Origin of the sequence: Paenibacillus sp. Marseille-Q4541 (genome assembly GCF_018310695.1) — a bacterium.
Classification (GTDB): Bacteria; Bacillota; Bacilli; order Paenibacillales; family Paenibacillaceae; genus Paenibacillus.
Genome location: NZ_JAGXCY010000033.1, coordinates 32,708 through 48,798, shown reverse-complemented (window position 1 = coordinate 48,798; position 16,091 = coordinate 32,708). Strand labels below are relative to the sequence as shown.

The 16,091-nt window shown below is 41.2% G+C and carries 14 protein-coding genes and 1 tRNA gene; 11 read left to right on the top strand and 4 right to left on the bottom strand.

Going from position 1 to position 16,091, the window contains the following annotated elements; translation table 11 throughout:
• Positions 1 to 1,349: 1,349 nt before the first annotated feature.
• The 9 genes from guaB to KFT32_RS22420 all read left to right on the top strand — a co-directional run bounded on the left by guaB (position 1,350) and on the right by KFT32_RS22420 (position 9,827).
• Positions 1,350 to 2,807, top strand: a complete 1,458-nt coding sequence (guaB, locus tag KFT32_RS22460) for an IMP dehydrogenase (RefSeq protein ID WP_211749667.1) — start codon at positions 1,350 to 1,352, stop codon at positions 2,805 to 2,807.
• A 415-nt stretch (positions 2,808 to 3,222) separates the two neighbouring features.
• The gene (locus KFT32_RS22455) at positions 3,223 to 4,542 is read left to right on the top strand and encodes a D-alanyl-D-alanine carboxypeptidase family protein (RefSeq protein ID WP_211749671.1); all 1,320 of its coding nucleotides are present in this window, start codon (positions 3,223 to 3,225) and stop codon (positions 4,540 to 4,542) included.
• Positions 4,543 to 4,757: 215 nt separating this feature from the next.
• Complete coding sequence (gene pdxS / locus KFT32_RS22450; protein WP_211749666.1) at positions 4,758 to 5,639, top strand: pyridoxal 5'-phosphate synthase lyase subunit PdxS; 882 nt, start codon at positions 4,758 to 4,760, stop codon at positions 5,637 to 5,639.
• An 18-nt stretch (positions 5,640 to 5,657) separates the two neighbouring features.
• Positions 5,658 to 6,242: a pyridoxal 5'-phosphate synthase glutaminase subunit PdxT gene (pdxT, locus tag KFT32_RS22445; RefSeq protein ID WP_211749665.1), complete on the top strand. Its 585-nt coding sequence runs from the start codon at positions 5,658 to 5,660 to the stop codon at positions 6,240 to 6,242.
• Positions 6,243 to 6,374: 132 nt separating this feature from the next.
• On the top strand, positions 6,375 to 7,655 hold the full coding sequence (gene serS / locus KFT32_RS22440) for a serine--tRNA ligase (RefSeq protein ID WP_211749664.1): 1,281 nt from the start codon (positions 6,375 to 6,377) through the stop codon (positions 7,653 to 7,655).
• Between the two features lie 97 nt (positions 7,656 to 7,752).
• Positions 7,753 to 7,841: transfer RNA gene (locus KFT32_RS22435), tRNA-Ser, on the top strand.
• A gap of 172 nt (positions 7,842 to 8,013) precedes the next feature.
• Entirely contained in the window at positions 8,014 to 8,355 is a 342-nt protein-coding gene (locus KFT32_RS22430) for a hypothetical protein (protein WP_211749663.1), read from the top strand.
• Positions 8,356 to 8,367: 12 nt separating this feature from the next.
• On the top strand, positions 8,368 to 8,520 hold the full coding sequence (locus KFT32_RS22425; protein WP_211749662.1) for a small acid-soluble spore protein P: 153 nt from the start codon (positions 8,368 to 8,370) through the stop codon (positions 8,518 to 8,520).
• Positions 8,521 to 8,747: 227 nt separating this feature from the next.
• A complete protein-coding gene (locus KFT32_RS22420; protein ID WP_211749661.1) occupies positions 8,748 to 9,827 on the top strand; it encodes a putative periplasmic lipoprotein in 1,080 nt (359 codons plus the stop codon).
• 77 nt (positions 9,828 to 9,904) lie between these two features.
• On the opposite strand, the gene KFT32_RS22415 is transcribed toward KFT32_RS22420, so the two are convergent.
• Positions 9,905 to 10,471 carry a GNAT family N-acetyltransferase gene (locus KFT32_RS22415; RefSeq protein ID WP_249436065.1) on the bottom strand — a complete coding sequence of 189 codons (567 nt, stop codon included), beginning with the start codon at positions 10,469 to 10,471 and terminating at the stop codon, positions 9,905 to 9,907.
• A complete protein-coding gene (gene tadA, locus KFT32_RS22410; protein WP_211749660.1) occupies positions 10,472 to 10,966 on the bottom strand; it encodes a tRNA adenosine(34) deaminase TadA in 495 nt (164 codons plus the stop codon). It abuts the gene before it with no gap.
• Positions 10,967 to 11,321: 355 nt separating this feature from the next.
• Between tadA and KFT32_RS22405 the strand changes: the two genes are divergently transcribed.
• Positions 11,322 to 13,628, top strand: coding sequence for a PAS domain S-box protein (locus tag KFT32_RS22405; protein ID WP_211749659.1), 2,307 nt, complete (start codon positions 11,322 to 11,324; stop codon positions 13,626 to 13,628).
• A gap of 29 nt (positions 13,629 to 13,657) precedes the next feature.
• Complete coding sequence (locus tag KFT32_RS22400) at positions 13,658 to 14,359, top strand: pseudouridine synthase (protein WP_211749658.1); 702 nt, start codon at positions 13,658 to 13,660, stop codon at positions 14,357 to 14,359.
• Between the two features lie 60 nt (positions 14,360 to 14,419).
• Here the strand turns inward: KFT32_RS22400 and motB are convergent, their stop codons facing one another.
• Positions 14,420 to 15,214 (bottom strand): flagellar motor protein MotB, encoded by a 795-nt coding sequence (motB, locus tag KFT32_RS22395; protein WP_211749657.1) that lies wholly within the window; start codon positions 15,212 to 15,214, stop codon positions 14,420 to 14,422.
• The gene (motA, locus tag KFT32_RS22390; RefSeq protein WP_211749669.1) at positions 15,201 to 16,001 is read right to left on the bottom strand and encodes a flagellar motor stator protein MotA; all 801 of its coding nucleotides are present in this window, start codon (positions 15,999 to 16,001) and stop codon (positions 15,201 to 15,203) included. The genes motB and motA overlap by 14 nt, the downstream gene beginning before the upstream one ends.
• Between the last annotated feature and the right edge of the window lie 90 nt (positions 16,002 to 16,091).

Sequence of the window (16,091 nt, the reverse complement as noted above, 5' to 3'; positions counted from 1 at the left end):
GCGCCGATGGTACTTGGACCGCAGGGTCCTGGGAGAGTAGGACGCCGCCAAGCAATAGATAACCGTTGTTGACTATACAGTCAGCAACGGTTTTTTTATGTTGTTTTAAGTGGTTGTATTGTCAATGAATATACTTTCTCAGAAATGGTTTTTATTATTAAATACTTCGAGTAGCAACTTACCCATTCCTAAAGTAGAATGGCTCCCATAGATATTTACTGTCATGAACAGTGCAGGAAGCATTGTACTCGACAACCTTGGCTAGGGTGACAATAGGGCTTGATCGTGCAGACAAGGGGATACAGGGCTCGCAGCGGCGCTCGTTATACTAGATTAGGAGGGCTTTGATCTTAGATCGACTAGATTGCTTGATTACAAAAGAGACATTTAATATAAAATACTTTAAGACACCGAACTGCCATTTCAGGTGTCATTACATTCCCTTCGGCTACGACGGATGTTTTTCCACTGGAGATAATCTCTTTCAGGAGAACAAAATCCTTATCGTGCTACAAGAAGTGTATTGTGGTGTTGTAGGAGGGGCAATTACCGGTTCTCAGCAAATCACTCAGCGATTTGCTACTGCAATATTTGAAGCGAGACAACAAGCGGGTACTTTAAAATAAAGAGCTCAATAATATGGGCTAGGCAGCTCCTGATTATCCGACTCCTTAATCGTATGAATATCATGATTGATGAAGTAACGGACTCTCACATGATGATTATGAGTGCATCTCTACTAGGTCAGAATGATCTTGTGTTAGCTGCTAGATCCCGAATAAATATTTATATTTTTAATGGACGCTTGATTACGCATGACATAGTCGGTTCTTTTCTTTTGCTGAAAAACATTGATATTGGATTTGTAGCTTATCGATCACACTAGACGATATCATTTTAGCCTCCATTTCGTTCAAATATTAGCTGTGGGCAAGCTTGTTTCAATATAGTCTACTGTCGAATAAGGAAAAGCACAAACAAGGCACTTACCATTGCGCAGAAATTACATTATATAATGTGCATTCAAAAAGCTACTCAGGAGATAATATGTTGAAATTGAATATCCAGTTAAATGATTCATTCAAGCAGCTTTACCTTACTTTGTTCTGGGAAAGTTGGGGGAGTTCGCTGTAAAGGAATTGCAGATTAATGCAGCATTGTCCGCCAGGCGAAAACAGTTGTTTTTGCTCAGTGATACACTCTTTCACAGCAGGTTACTTTTCCTTGACAGTGCAAATGGGCCTTTGCTAAGATGGCAATAATATATTTTCAGAAAATGTTCATTAGATCAATAAATGCTTTCATTTAGGGATCTTCAGTCTATATATAATTTAAGGAGGAACATCGTAGTGTGGGGAGATAAGTTTGGCAAGGAAGGTTTAACATTTGATGATGTTTTGTTAGTACCCCGTAAGTCTGAGGTACTTCCCAAGGAAGTTGATGTTTCTGTTCGTTTAAGTGATAATGTAAAGCTCAACATTCCATTGATCAGTGCTGCGATGGATACTGTTACAGAAGCGCCTTTGGCTATTGCGATTGCAAGAGAAGGTGGTATCGGTATCATCCACAAAAATATGCCGATTGAACAACAAGCTGAAGAAGTTGATCGTGTAAAACGTTCTGAAAGTGGTGTTATTACAAATCCTTTTTCTTTGACTAAGGATCACCTAGTTTCAGATGCAGAGAACGTAATGGCGAAATATCGCATCTCTGGCGTACCTATCGTTGACGAAGCTCAAAAATTGGTAGGTATTCTTACAAACCGTGATTTGCGTTTCATTCATAACTATGAGATCAAAATTTCTGAGGTTATGACTAGTGAAAACTTAGTGACTGCTCCTGTAGGCACAACGCTTGCACAAGCAGAAGAAATTTTGCAAAAACATAAGATCGAGAAACTTCCTCTCGTTGATGAGTCCAACACGCTTAAAGGGCTCATTACGATTAAAGATATTGAAAAAGCAATCCAATTCCCGAACGCAGCAAAAGATGTTCAAGGAAGACTGATTGTTGGTGCGGCTGTTGGTATATCCAAAGACTTGTATGAGCGTACGGAAGCTCTGGTACAAGCTGGTGTAGATTTGATCTCCATCGATTCCGCTCACGGTCACAGCAAAAACATTCTTGATTCTGTGCGCAAACTTCGTGAACTATACCCAGAACTTACGATTATTGCAGGTAACGTAGCTACGGGTGAAGCAACTCGTGATCTCATTGAAGCTGGAGCATCTGTTGTTAAGGTTGGTATCGGTCCTGGTTCCATCTGTACAACACGTGTTGTTGCTGGTATTGGTGTACCTCAAGTAACGGCAGTGTATGACTGTGCCAATGTAGCACGCGAATACAATATTCCTGTTATTGCAGATGGTGGTATTAAGTATTCAGGTGAGATTACGAAGGCCCTTGCTGCTGGAGCTCATGCAGTTATGCTAGGAAGTTTGCTTGCTGGTACAGAAGAAAGCCCAGGCGAATTTGAAATTTATCAAGGACGTCGCTTCAAAGGTTATCGTGGTATGGGTTCAATCAGCGCTATGAAGATGGGCAGTAAGGACCGTTACTTCCAGGATGACGACAAAAAACTCGTTCCTGAAGGTATTGAAGGACGCGTTGCCTACAAAGGTCCACTGAGTGACACTATTCATCAGCTAATTGGCGGTCTTCGTTCCGGTATGGGATACTGTGGCACAGCAACAATCGACGCTCTTCGCAACGACACTCAGTTTATTCGTATTACTGGTGCGGGCCTTCGTGAGAGCCATCCACATGATGTTCAAATTACAAAAGAAGCGCCAAACTATACGTTGTAAAAGATACGTTTTTTGATCATATAGCAGGCAGGCAAGGTGAATTTCACTTTGCCTGTCTTTTTTTGCAGAATATCGTGTGTTAAAATGAAACAGGGCTTGTATGAGCATACAAGCAGATTTCATGAACCTTACAAGAAAACACGAACAAAAAGGCCCACGCATTTTGAAATGTAGGGTATTACATATATATCTGTAATTTTCGTTTGTTTAATGGGGTTCTCTTTGGTCCTTGTTTATGGTTTCTACTACGCTCGAAATTGAAAAGAATTAGCTTACCAATCATAGCCGTACAGGAGTACAGGCATTGTGAAAGATTAGAGGGGGATTTATTCCATTGAAGAAGAAGTACAGTCATTCCTTGATTCGCTCCGCGCAAAGCGAGAGATCAAAGTTTAAGAAACGCGTTGCTACGATTATGGTGATGAACATGTTATGTATGTCGGTGATTCCGGCAGCAGTATCTGCTGATCAAGTAACGCAGGTAGCAACGGCTGCAACAACGAATACCGCTAATACCACAGCAACTCCAAAAGTACCATCACCAGATACACTAAATCTGAATGTGAAATCTGCCGTTCTTATGGAAGCTTCTACTGGTAAAATTCTAATGTCACTCAATGCAGATAAAGGTTATGCGCCTGCTAGTATGACAAAGATGATGACTGAGTATATTGTCGCTGACAAAGTGAAAAAGGGTGAATACTCCTGGGATGATATCGTAACGGTAGGGAAGAATGCTTCGCTAAGTGTTGGTTCTCGTATTTACTTGGCTGAAGGCGATCAACATACAGTTAAAGAACTGTATATTGCCATGGCCATTGGCTCTGCGAATGATGCATCCGTAGCACTTGCAGAATATGTGGCAGGTTCAGAGCAAGAGTTTGTAAAACTGATGAATGCGGAAGCTAAGCGTATGGGTATGGCCGATACACACTTTATTAACTCAACTGGTCTTAATCGTAATGATATGCCGAAAGAATACCGTCCAGAAGAAGACCGCGAGACGGTAATGACGGCGAAAGATGTCGCTACTTTGACTAGATATATTGTTGAAGATCATCCTGACTTTGCTGAATTCACATCACTTCAATCTTATAATTTCCGTGGAAAAGATAAGATTATCAACTGGAACTGGATGCTTGAAGACAACAAAAACATTACAAACTTCAAACAGTATGCTTATGAAGGGCTCGACGGTATGAAGACTGGGCATACAATAGATGCAGGTTACTGTTTTGCCGGAACTGCGGAACGAGATGGAATGCGTCTTATCAGTGTTGTAATGGGTGCAGAAACAGAGCCTACCCGTTTCACTGAAACAAAAAAGGTGCTAGACTACGGCTTTAATAATTTTGAAGTGAAGCAAGTCGTTGCTGGTAAAACAACAGTAGCGGGTGCAGAAACGGCTCCTGTATCGAAAGGCAAAGAAGCAACGGTACCGGTTGTAACCGAGGAAGCAGTCAGCTTTATCGTACCGAAAGGGACTAAATCTATTAACCCTACTTTCACAACCAGTTTCGAGGGGGAAGGCTTTGAAGCACCCGTAGAAGCAGGCGCCAAAGCAGGTACAATCACCTATACTTACAAAGTTGAGGGTATGAGTGATGCTCAAGAGCAAACGGTAAACTTGGTTACTTCTGAGAAAGTCGAAAAAGCTGGATGGTTCGGTTTAATGTTCCGTGCAATCGGAGACTTCTTCGGAGACATGTTTGACAGTATTAAAAATCTGTTTTAATCAAAAAACATAATTTTATGTTATTGCTGAGTCATGCTTTTTTCAAAGCGTAATTCAGGAAAATAGTTGTATAATAAGGGTTCATACGGTAAAATATCAAGTTAGAATTCTATTTGGAAACTTTTGATTGGTACAAGTTCTTTTCTATAGGAGATTCCCCTTTTAGAAGGGGATTGAATTGGAGAAACTGCAGATATAATACGGGAGGCGTAAACATGGAAACGGGCACATCACGCGTTAAAAGAGGTATGGCAGAAATGCAAAAAGGTGGCGTCATTATGGACGTCATGAATGCAGAACAGGCAAAAATCGCAGAGGCAGCAGGTGCTACTGCAGTTATGGCGCTTGAGCGCGTTCCATCTGATATTCGCGCAGCTGGCGGAGTAGCTCGTATGGCTGATCCAACGATCGTAGAAGAAGTTATGAAAGTCGTATCTATCCCAGTTATGGCAAAAGCTCGTATCGGTCATTATGTTGAAGCCAAAGTACTTGAGTCCTTAGGTGTCGACTACCTCGATGAGAGTGAAGTTCTTACTCCAGCGGATGAAGTTTTCCATATCGATAAACATGAATTTACGGTACCGTTTGTATGTGGAGCTAAAGATCTAGGTGAGGCACTTCGTCGTATTGGTGAAGGAGCTTCCATGATTCGTACTAAAGGTGAACCAGGAACAGGTAACATTGTTGAAGCAGTACGTCATATGCGTTTTATTAACAGCCAAATTCGCAAAGTCCAAAACTTGTCCAAGGACGAGCTGTATGCAGAGGCAAAAAATCTGGGTGTAGCCTATGAGCTTTTGCTTGATGTACATCAGAATGGAAAACTTCCTGTAGTTAACTTTGCAGCAGGTGGAGTAGCAACTCCAGCTGACGCAGCTTTGATGATGCATCTTGGTGCAGACGGTGTATTTGTAGGCTCAGGTATCTTTAAATCCGAAAGCCCTGAAAAGTTTGCTCGTGCTATTGTAGAAGCTACAACGCATTACACAGATTACAAGCTGATTGCGGAAGTCTCTAAGAATTTGGGTGCACCAATGAAAGGGATTGAAATCTCTACATTGTCTCCTGCAGAGCGTATGTCAGATCGTGGTTGGTAAGAGAGAAGGTAATCTGAAGTGAAAATTGGCGTATTAGCACTACAGGGCGCAGTTGCTGAACATATTCGCAGTATTGAACTTGCTGGAGCAGAAGGTGTAGCGGTTAAGAAAGTTGAGCAACTTGACGATATGGATGGCTTGATCATCCCAGGCGGCGAGAGCACTACGATCGGTAAGCTGATGCGCAAGTATGGTTTTATTGAAGCGATTAGGCAGTTTTCTGAAGCAGGCAAACCGATTTTTGGTACTTGTGCAGGACTTATCGTTTTGGCGAAAAATATTTCTGGACAAGATGATGCTCATCTTAGCTTGATGAATATGTCTGTTTCTCGTAACGCATTTGGACGCCAGCGGGAGAGCTTTGAGACTGATCTAGACGTGGTTGGTATTGATGAGCCCGTTCGTGCAGTATTCATTCGTGCTCCGCTTATTGAGTCAGTTGGCGAAGGGGTCGAAGTACTTTCTACCTATCAAGATGAAATTGTGACAGCTCGTGAAGGTCATTTGTTAGCTTCTTCTTTTCATCCAGAGCTGACGGATGATTATCGGTTGCATAAGTATTTTGCAGATATGGTAGAGAGCAGCTTGAAGTCCTTGAGATAAGATAACTGTATATAAACGATCTTGACTCTCGTGATGCTTGAAGACATTCCCTTATGCTGGCCTAAAAAGCTCGTATAAGGAAAAGTCTTTTCTGGCCACAGGTCAAGATTGTTTTTTTAGGAGGAATTTTTTGTGTTAGATGTGAAAATATTGCGTAATGACTTTGGCCGGGTAGAGGAAGCGCTCCAGCGTCGTGGTAAATCAGTAGATCTGATTGCTGATTTTCCAAAGCTCGATGTGCGTCGTCGTGAACTGGTTCAAGAGGTTGAGATACTAAAGAACCGTAGAAACATGGTATCTGGTGAAGTAGCGAAACGTAAAAAGAACAAAGAAGATGCCGAAGAATTGATTACTGAGATGCGTCAAGTTTCCGATAATATTAAGCAAATGGACGAAGAAATTCGTGATCTTGAGATGCAAATCAATGAGCTAACGATGGCGATCCCGAACATCCCACATGAAAGCGTACCTGTAGGTTCTTCTGAGGATGATAATGTTGAAATTCGTCGCTGGTCTGAACCGAGCGAGTTTTCTTTTACGCCAAAAGCACACTGGGATTTAGCTCAGGAGCTCGGTATCCTTGATTTTGAAGCAGCTGCTAAAGTTACTGGATCCAGATTTACATTCTATAGAGGGCTTGGGGCACGTCTTGAACGCGCACTGATCAGCTTTATGATGGATCTGCATAGTGATCATCATGGATATGAAGAGATTCTTCCTCCGATGATTGTGAACAAAGACAGCCTCTATGGAACGGGACAACTTCCGAAATTTGAAGAAGACCTTTTCAAAATCAAGGATACGGAATATTATCTGATTCCAACAGCAGAGGTTCCTGTAACCAACTATCACCGGGAAGAAATTATTGATGCAGAACAGTTGCCGCAGAAGTTTGTAGCTTATAGTTCCTGTTTCCGCTCCGAAGCTGGATCTGCTGGCCGTGACACAAGAGGTTTGATTCGGCAGCATCAATTTAATAAGGTAGAAATGCTGAAGTTTGCTTTGCCGGAACAATCTTATGATGAACTGGAGTCCATGACTAAGAATGCAGAGCGTGTTCTAGAGCTGCTGGAGCTTCCGTACCGCGTTATGGCGCTTTGCACTGCTGATATGGGCTTTACTTCGGCGAAGACGTATGACCTCGAAGTATGGCTGCCTGAGAGCGGGATGTATCGTGAAATCTCTTCATGCTCTAACTGTGAGGACTTCCAAGCGAGACGTGCTAATATTCGTTTCCGCCGCGAAGCCAAATCAAAACCTGAATTTTTGCATACTTTGAATGGTTCGGGACTTGCTGTAGGAAGAACGGTCGCTGCAATTCTTGAGAATTATCAACAAGAAGATGGCAGTGTGAAGATTCCTAAAGTGCTTATTCCTTATATGGGTGGCATTGAAGTTATTGCTCCAAAATAAATTTTAAATAATTCTTGCGTATGTGGACAATCTATGATAAAATAAATTTTGTTACGCGTTAAGTATTTAAAAACGCAAATAAAAGTTGTTTTATCCTGGAGAGGTACCGAAGCGGTCATAACGGGGCGGTCTTGAAAACCGTTAGGGTGCAAGCCCACGTGGGTTCGAATCCCACCCTCTCCGCCATAACACATACATGACAAGCCATTTTCCTTAGTAATAAGGAGAGTGGCTTTTTTGATTTTCGAAAGGTACGATGGCTATGCATTTTCTCTGATGGGAGTAAGAATGAGTAAGTTTAGAAAATGCATAAAAAAGCGGGTAATTTCACACGTTAAAAGGTGTGGAGGTGTTACTAATGGATGAAGTTTTTAATATCGATCAAACACAGCTTGTTCATGCTTGGAACGAGAGTTTACCGAATGTGCTGAATAAAGGTGACCATGCACAAGTAGACCCAGATGAAGCAGATCAACATACCATTCGCATTCATATCGATACGGCAGGACACCAGATGTATTCTTTTGATTTCAAGTGTGCCTATGTTGATAACCGTGAAGTGAAAGTGGACCTGGTAGATGTTGAAAGAGACGGACATCATATTGATGAACGTACTGAAACAATTCAGCAGCTTACTCATGATTACACGCGTCATATCCACGAGTGTGCACAAGCTGTACAGCATTTAACTAATCCTTAAGGAGATGATCTAATGAGTAAGCCTAAAGCGATTCCTGTACCAGAAGCGCAGCCGTCCCACGGCGTAAAACATAAACAGGACCATGCATCTGGCCCAGAGCCTCTTTCCGGATCCAAGAAAGTAAAGAATCATAACCACGTAGATCATAACAATCCCCAAGGTTAAGCTGATTTATATCTTCATAATTGTAAAGGGTTCCCGCTGATATAGTGGGAATCTTTTTTCTGTTTTGTACATAAATAAAGGAATGCCCGGAATGCCTCACAATCCACCAAAATTTCGTTTTATAAATATTTTTCACCAAATTTCACCAAAAGTGTTTATGTTTCAGCAAAAATGTTATATCATTCTTAGGTGTTTATTTAAGGCTAAGTCATGAAAGGGGAACAACAATGAACAAGAAGTACACAAAGATCCTGTTTACAATTATGCTGGCGGCAGTCGTCGTTCTAGCGGGTTGTGGAGCGAATCAGGAGCCAAAAGAAGCAGTAAAATCCGCTACGTCTAAAGCCACGGAGATGACCTCGTATGCACTTACGAGTAAGGTCGTTATTAATAATTTGTCGATTAGTGAATCCGAGGACGCTCCTGAAATGAGTATGGTACTCGCTATGTTGAAAGATGCCGAGCTGAATATAGACGGTGTATTTCAAAATGATCCGATGCAAGCGGAATTTACGCTTGGTGTAGAGCTGAAAGGTGATATGGAAGTTACATACAACATTCCGATGGTTATGACTACAGAAAAACTATATGTCAAAGTACCAAATATTCCAATGCTCGGAATTCCGGAAACTTTAGTGAACAAATATATTGAACTGGATATGAAGAAGCTTGCTGAAGAAGAGGGAGTAGAATGGAATCCAGCTTCCATGGATCTGACCAAATCTCAGCAGTTTTCTAATGAAGTGATGGATGCGGTTTTGGCTGAATATGATGAGGCGACTTATTTCAAGAACCTAGAAAAAGATGCAATTACGGTTCCTGAAGATGTAGAAGTACAGCAAATCGTCCAGTTTCAAGTAACGAACGAAAATGTAAAAGAAGCGATTACGATTTTGGTGAACAATGCACTGCCAAAAGTAATCGACATTATGAGTAAAGCCGAATATAAAGATATGCTCCAGCTTACCGATGAAGATTTGACTCTATTCAAAGAAGAGCTCAGTAACACTGATCAGAATCAAATGGCGGCAGATTTAGAAGAATTAAAAGATCATCTGACTATCAACACATTTAACATTAATACGGCGATCAATAAAGATGGAATTCCTGCGTATCAGGAAGGAAATGTAGATGTTGTCATTAATGATCCAGACACCAAAGAGACGATGAACCTTGCCATGACGATGACTAACCATTATAAAGATATTAATAAGACTCCAGAATTTAAAATTGGTATTCCTGCAGGGGATGAAGTGGTAACGATGGAGCAATTTCAAGAAATGATGAGTGAGGCATACAGCTATTAATAAGGAATGTAAGCAAAAAGGTCAAGTATAGGGGCAGTATATCCCTTGCTTGACCTTTTTGCTTACAAAAGTATAAATCAATCTTTCCACTCTGGGTGGATCGCGGCATAAATTTGATGATCTTGCCATTTGCCGGAAATTAGCAGATATTGACGAGCAATACCCTCCGCTTGAAAACCGTTCTTCTCTAACACCCGTCTAGATGCTACGTTATGAACAAGAATAGAGGCTTGTACACGATGCAGGTGCAGCTCATAAAAAGCGTAATGCAATACTAGTTTCACGGCTGCACTCATATACCCTTTTCCCATGTGGGAAGCATGAGTAAAATACCCCATATCAGCATATTGAGCTACTCCTCGGCTAACATTAGACAGGCTTACATGCCCGACAAGTTGATTGGTCTGGAGTTCAAATACCCCAAAATAATAACCTTGGTCATGTTCGGCCTGCTTCTGACGATCTATGATACGGTTCAGTTGTTCTGTAGGTGTATAAAATAGGTCTCCGCGAATCGGTTCAAAAGGGGCGTGGTGCTCTCTACTCACGGTCATCATGTTACACAACTCCTCAGCATCAAGGGGTGTCAGTGGCCGAATACCAATACCTGTCTGTATGTCCTTGTACATCATGTCAGTCATCATTTATTCCTCCTTGCAGCTATGTTTACGTCTAAGGCGTCTGAAAAAAGTAGTGAGCAATGAAGCGCAGGTTTCCTGCAGCACTCCACTTGTCACCTCTGTCTGATGATTAAATCTTGATTCTTGGAGCAGATTCATGAGTGTCCCTGCGCATCCAGCTTTCGGGTCGGATGTTCCAAAAATGACATGTGGGATTCTCGACTGAACAATAGCACCTGCACACATCGGGCAAGGTTCCAATGTAACATATAGTTTGCAATCAAGAAGACGCCAGGCTCGCAAATGTTCACTTGCTTCTTTAATCGCTAAAATTTCAGCATGAGCAGTAGCATCATAATTTACTTCGCGAAGATTGTATCCTCTACCGATGATTTGGTTATCTTTTACGACAACAGCCCCAATCGGAACCTCACCGAGTGCTTCTGCCTTTAAAGCTTCTTTAATCGCCTCATTCATCCAATACTCATCTGTGTATAAAATGGGCTGATTTTCTTCCATAAACGTAGTACATCCTTTCTTAACTTGCATTTATCCAACGAACAAATATTCGGGTTGTTAACATGTTGTGCATAACTTTGTGGATAACACTTCAGTTTTGCACAGAGTTATACACATATTATCCAAAGCCCTGTGGATTTGTTAACAAAGTTGTGTATGACTTCTTTATTTTATGCTCTCAATCCCGATATATCAATTTTGATTTACAAAAGTTCCTTTTCTTACATACGTACGTAGTTCGTTCCTTTTCAAATAACTTGTAAGAAGGTATGATGGTTCTATATACATGAATCCCTAAAAAGTCGTACATATAGTCACTTTTCGCCAGGATACGAGCCAAGAGGTGAGCTGGAGATTGTCTATTAAAATTAAATTGTCTTTGATGATGTCGTTCTCTTTGTTCATAATACTTGGGCTCAACATTGCTTTGAGTTATTATACGACACAGGAGAATTTGCAGCAGGATAGTGAAAAACGAACCGTATCTGCAGCGAAGCAAATTGCACTGGCTATGGAGCAAAATCAAGATAATGCCGAAGTTATTAAAAAGCAGATTTCCAAAAATTTATGGCTTTCTGCAAAGTTTGCAGCAAATATGTTAGACCCAGATATTAATAAAGTAACTACAGAGCAGTTAGAAGAGTTAAGCGAACAGACAGGGGTAACAGACATTTCCCTGATGATTCAAACCGATGATGATATTATTGTAAGCAAATCGTCCGATCCGAATGAAATTGGACTATCTACGAGAAAAATGACTTTTTGGTATCAGGCATTTACTCAACTTTTTGAAAATCACCAGGTGAACATACCGCAAGGTATCACATTTGAAAATTTTTGGTCTAATGGATTTGAATATGCGACATCAGATCCGGAGAATATCAACATATGGGGTTACTACCACGATGGGAAGAGAAACTATATCATCAATCCCTTTATGAATGCAGATCAGATTGAGGATTACGTACTTTTTTTCAACCCCGAAGGGATTATTAAGAAGTTTCAGGATGTAAACCCGTCGATTCTATCAATCGCTGGGATCAATCCAATTACATTTGGTCAGCCCTCGATGTCGCAAGACGGTACAGATGAACTAAACTTTAAGTTTGTGACAAAGCCCGTTTTTTTTGGAACTTATCGATATGGAGATATTGAGGCAGATAAAGCGGCCGTTAATAAAGCGATAGAAACCGGAAATAATGTATCCTATACAGCTGTAGTCGATGGTAAAAAGGTATTAAAGAACATGATCCCAATTATGAACACCACGGGTAGATCGTATGTAATCAGCATCGTGACAGATTATCGTGAGATTGAGAGTGTAATATCAGAGCAACTGATCAGTCATATCGCTGTCTCGCTTGTACTTTTGGAGATTGTTATTTTTGGGAGTTATGTTTTTGCCTCTGCCTACACGAAACCAATACAGACTGTTCTTTCAAAAGTGAATGAAGTGGGCGACGGACATTTTAAATATGATCTGAAATTAAAGCGCAATGATGAGCTAGGACAGTTATCTAACGGGATTAATGCGATGATCCGAAATCTCGGTCACTATACAAATCGTTTGAAACAAATGTATGAAGAAAATAGAGCAGTAAAAGAACACTTAGAGTCTGTTATTAACCAGACAGCAGATGCGATTCATATTACAGATGAACGAGGAAACATTATTCAGGTCAATCGTGCCTTTGAACAATTGTATGGATGGTCAGGAAAAGAGATCATTGGAAATCCTCTAAGTAATATTCCTGAGGAATTAATGGAAGAAGAGTGTGAACAAAGAAAGAAACTTCAAAGTGGGCAAACGATTCCTTCCAATGAATCCTACCGTTTTGCGAAAGATGGCAGCCGAGTTGAAGTCAGCGTCAGCACAGCACCGGTAAGGGACGATGAAGGAGAAATCACGGGGTTTATTAGTATTTCAAGAGATATAACAGCGCGTAAAAGAATGGAAGAGTTGCTGCGTCGTTCCGAGAAGCTTACAACGGTAGGTCAGTTAGCTGCAGGGGTAGCTCATGAAATTAGAAACCCACTCACGACGCTAAGAGGGTTTATACAACTTCAACAGCAGACCCAAAAAATGAATCCGCGTCACATTGATTTGATGTTGTCTGAGCTCGATCGAATTAACTTGATTGTAGGGGAGTTTCTGATTCTGGCGAAGCCGCAGGCAGCTAACTTTACTCCGAAAGATATCCGTTTTATTATGGGGGATGTTATTTCTCTGTTAGACAATCAGGCCCATATGCTTGGCATTGAGTTTGTATTGGACGCTGATATTCCCACCATTGTTCATTGCGGGGAGAACCAGTTAAAACAAGTGTTTATTAATCTTCTTAAAAATTCGATGGAAGCTATGCCAGATGGCGGGAAAATTGAGATTCAAATACTACTGACATCCGATCATCATGCAGAAATTGTGATCCGAGATGAAGGCGAAGGAGTTCCAGAAGATCTATTACCGAAGCTGGGAGAGCCTTTCTTCACAAGTAAAGAATCAGGTACTGGTCTTGGTTTGATGGTGAGTCAGCGCCTCATACAAGCACATAAGGGAACATTTGAAATTGAAAGTGAATATGGCAAAGGGACGACGGTTACCATTGTGATGCCGGCTTTGAACAAAAGGAATTCAAATGAAAACAGCAAAGATGAGCAATAAAATATATGAAAGTTAGGTGTGTGGCCCAATTGCGGATTAATAAATTTATAAGTGAAACTGGATATTGTTCTCGCCGGGAAGCAGACAAGCTTGTGGACAGCGGAAGAGTAACCATTAATGGCAGTATTGCTGTCTTGGGCAGCCAAGCGGAAGAGGGAGATGAGGTTCTTGTAGACGGGAAGCCCTTGAAAGAGAAAAAGAATACAGTCTATATTGCCCTTAATAAGCCGATTGGAATTACAAGTACAACGGAACAACATATCGAGGGGAACATCGTCGATTTTGTTGGCCATACGGAGAGAATATTCCCTATAGGTAGACTGGATAAAGACTCTGAAGGACTCATTCTCTTAACTAACGATGGGGATATTGTTAACAAGATTTTGCGTTCCGAAGGGAAACACGAGAAAGAATACATTGTAACTGTAAATCGTCCGGTGACTGAATCCTTTCTAAGAGGGATGGCTAGTGGTGTTAAAATTCTGGGGGAGAAGACTCTCCCATGTACGGTCACGCGAATTTCAGAGCGTACTTTTCGGATTATTCTGACGGAGGGGAAAAACCGTCAAATTCGCCGGATGTGTAGTGCTTTTGGGTATGAAGTTCATAAACTGCAAAGAATTCGGATTATGAATATTCATCTGGGATCGATGAATAGAGGTTCCTGGCGTGAACTAACAATGGATGAAAAAACAGAGCTTGGGCGCTTACTGGATTATCGTCTACTCTAAAATAATTAAATAAAAGGAGCTGTGCCAGATGGCACAGCTCCTTTTATAATAAATGTAAGATTAGTTCGAATTGATTGTTTTTGTATCGGTGGTGTACTTACGAATAATTGAGATTTCCACTCTTCGATTCTGTGCTCTTCCCTCAGCGGTTGAGTTTGACGCAACGGGATGGTACTCACCGAAGCCGCTTGGAGTAAACTTGGATGGGTCCAAATTAGAGTTTTGAAGCACGATTTTCAAAAAGTTTAAAGCTCGATCACTACTTAGATCCCAATTATCTGTGTATTCGTTATTACTAATAGGCATATTATCCGTATGACCGGTAACAATGACATCATAAGAAGGAAATTGCTCTAGCATCCGCGAGATGTTCTTGGCAAGCACCTTAGCCTCAGGTTTAACATTAGCCGCACCTGAAGCAAACAGTGCATTGTCAGCAATCGTGATCATGAGCTGTGATTGATTGAGCTTCGTATCTAGCTGTTTGGTTAAACCATTTTTATCTATATAGTCATCCAGCTGTTTTTTAAGTTTCTCAAGATCTTCTTGTTCCTTCTTCGCTAGTGCAGCATCGGTAACTGTATTTTGATTCTTTGCAGGATTTGTGTTTTTACCAAGATCCATACTGGAATCAGTCTGATAGGAAGAGGTGTGATCCAGAACCCCAGTACCTCCGTTAAGAGCACTGCTTAGGGCTTGGGACATTTCTTCAAATTTTTTGGCATCCACGGAACTCATGGAGAACAGGGTGATGAATAATGCCAATAAGAGAGTCATGAGGTCTGAATAAGGCAAGAGCCAACTCTCATCTGCATGTTCCTCGTGTTCCTCATGGCGTTTATTAGTCTTTTTCACCTGCTCTTCCCTCCTTATTGACGAGTTCTGCACGTTCTTTCGGTGTCAAAAATACAGAAAGCTTTTGATTAATTGCAATTGTTGAAACCCCAGATTGAATGGAGAGAAGACCTTCAACCATCATGAGTTTGATTTCGGATTCTTGTTTAGACAAACGTTTCAGTTTGTTAGCAATCGGATGCCACAGTACATAACCTGTGAAGATACCAAGCAAGGTAGCGATAAACGCAGCCGCAATCGCATGGGACAATTTCTCCATGTCACTAAGGTCAGCTAGAGCAGCAATTAGACCAACTACGGCACCTAGAACACCGAGTGTTGGAGCATACATGCCCGCTTGCGAGAAAATAAGGGCGCCTACCTTATGACGATCTTCTGTTGCGTGAATATCTTCCATGAGCACATCGCGAACAAACTCTTGATCATTACCATCAATGATCATTCGCATTCCACCGCGAAGAAAATCATCATTGATATCATCTACTTTGGATTCGAGTGCGAGTAGGCCTTCACGTCTAGTAATGGAAGCCCATTCTACAAACATACTGATCAGTGTTACTTTGTCGATAAACTTGGGTTTCACGAAGACTATTTTAAACAGCTTCGGAATTTTTTTGACTTCAGACATGGGAAATGCCATAAATATGGTGGCTATGGTACCACCAAAGATGATAAGGTAGGCCGCAGGGTTATTTACCAAGTTAATAATTGGTGCTCCCTTTAGGACCATACCAAATACAAGAGATATGATTCCCAAAATTAGTCCGATAATAGTTGAAATTTCCATCATACACCTCATCCGTGAGATTTAATCTGAATCCATTCATTGAGACATCCGGCTCATTTATTTTATTTATCGACATGTGATTCATTTTTA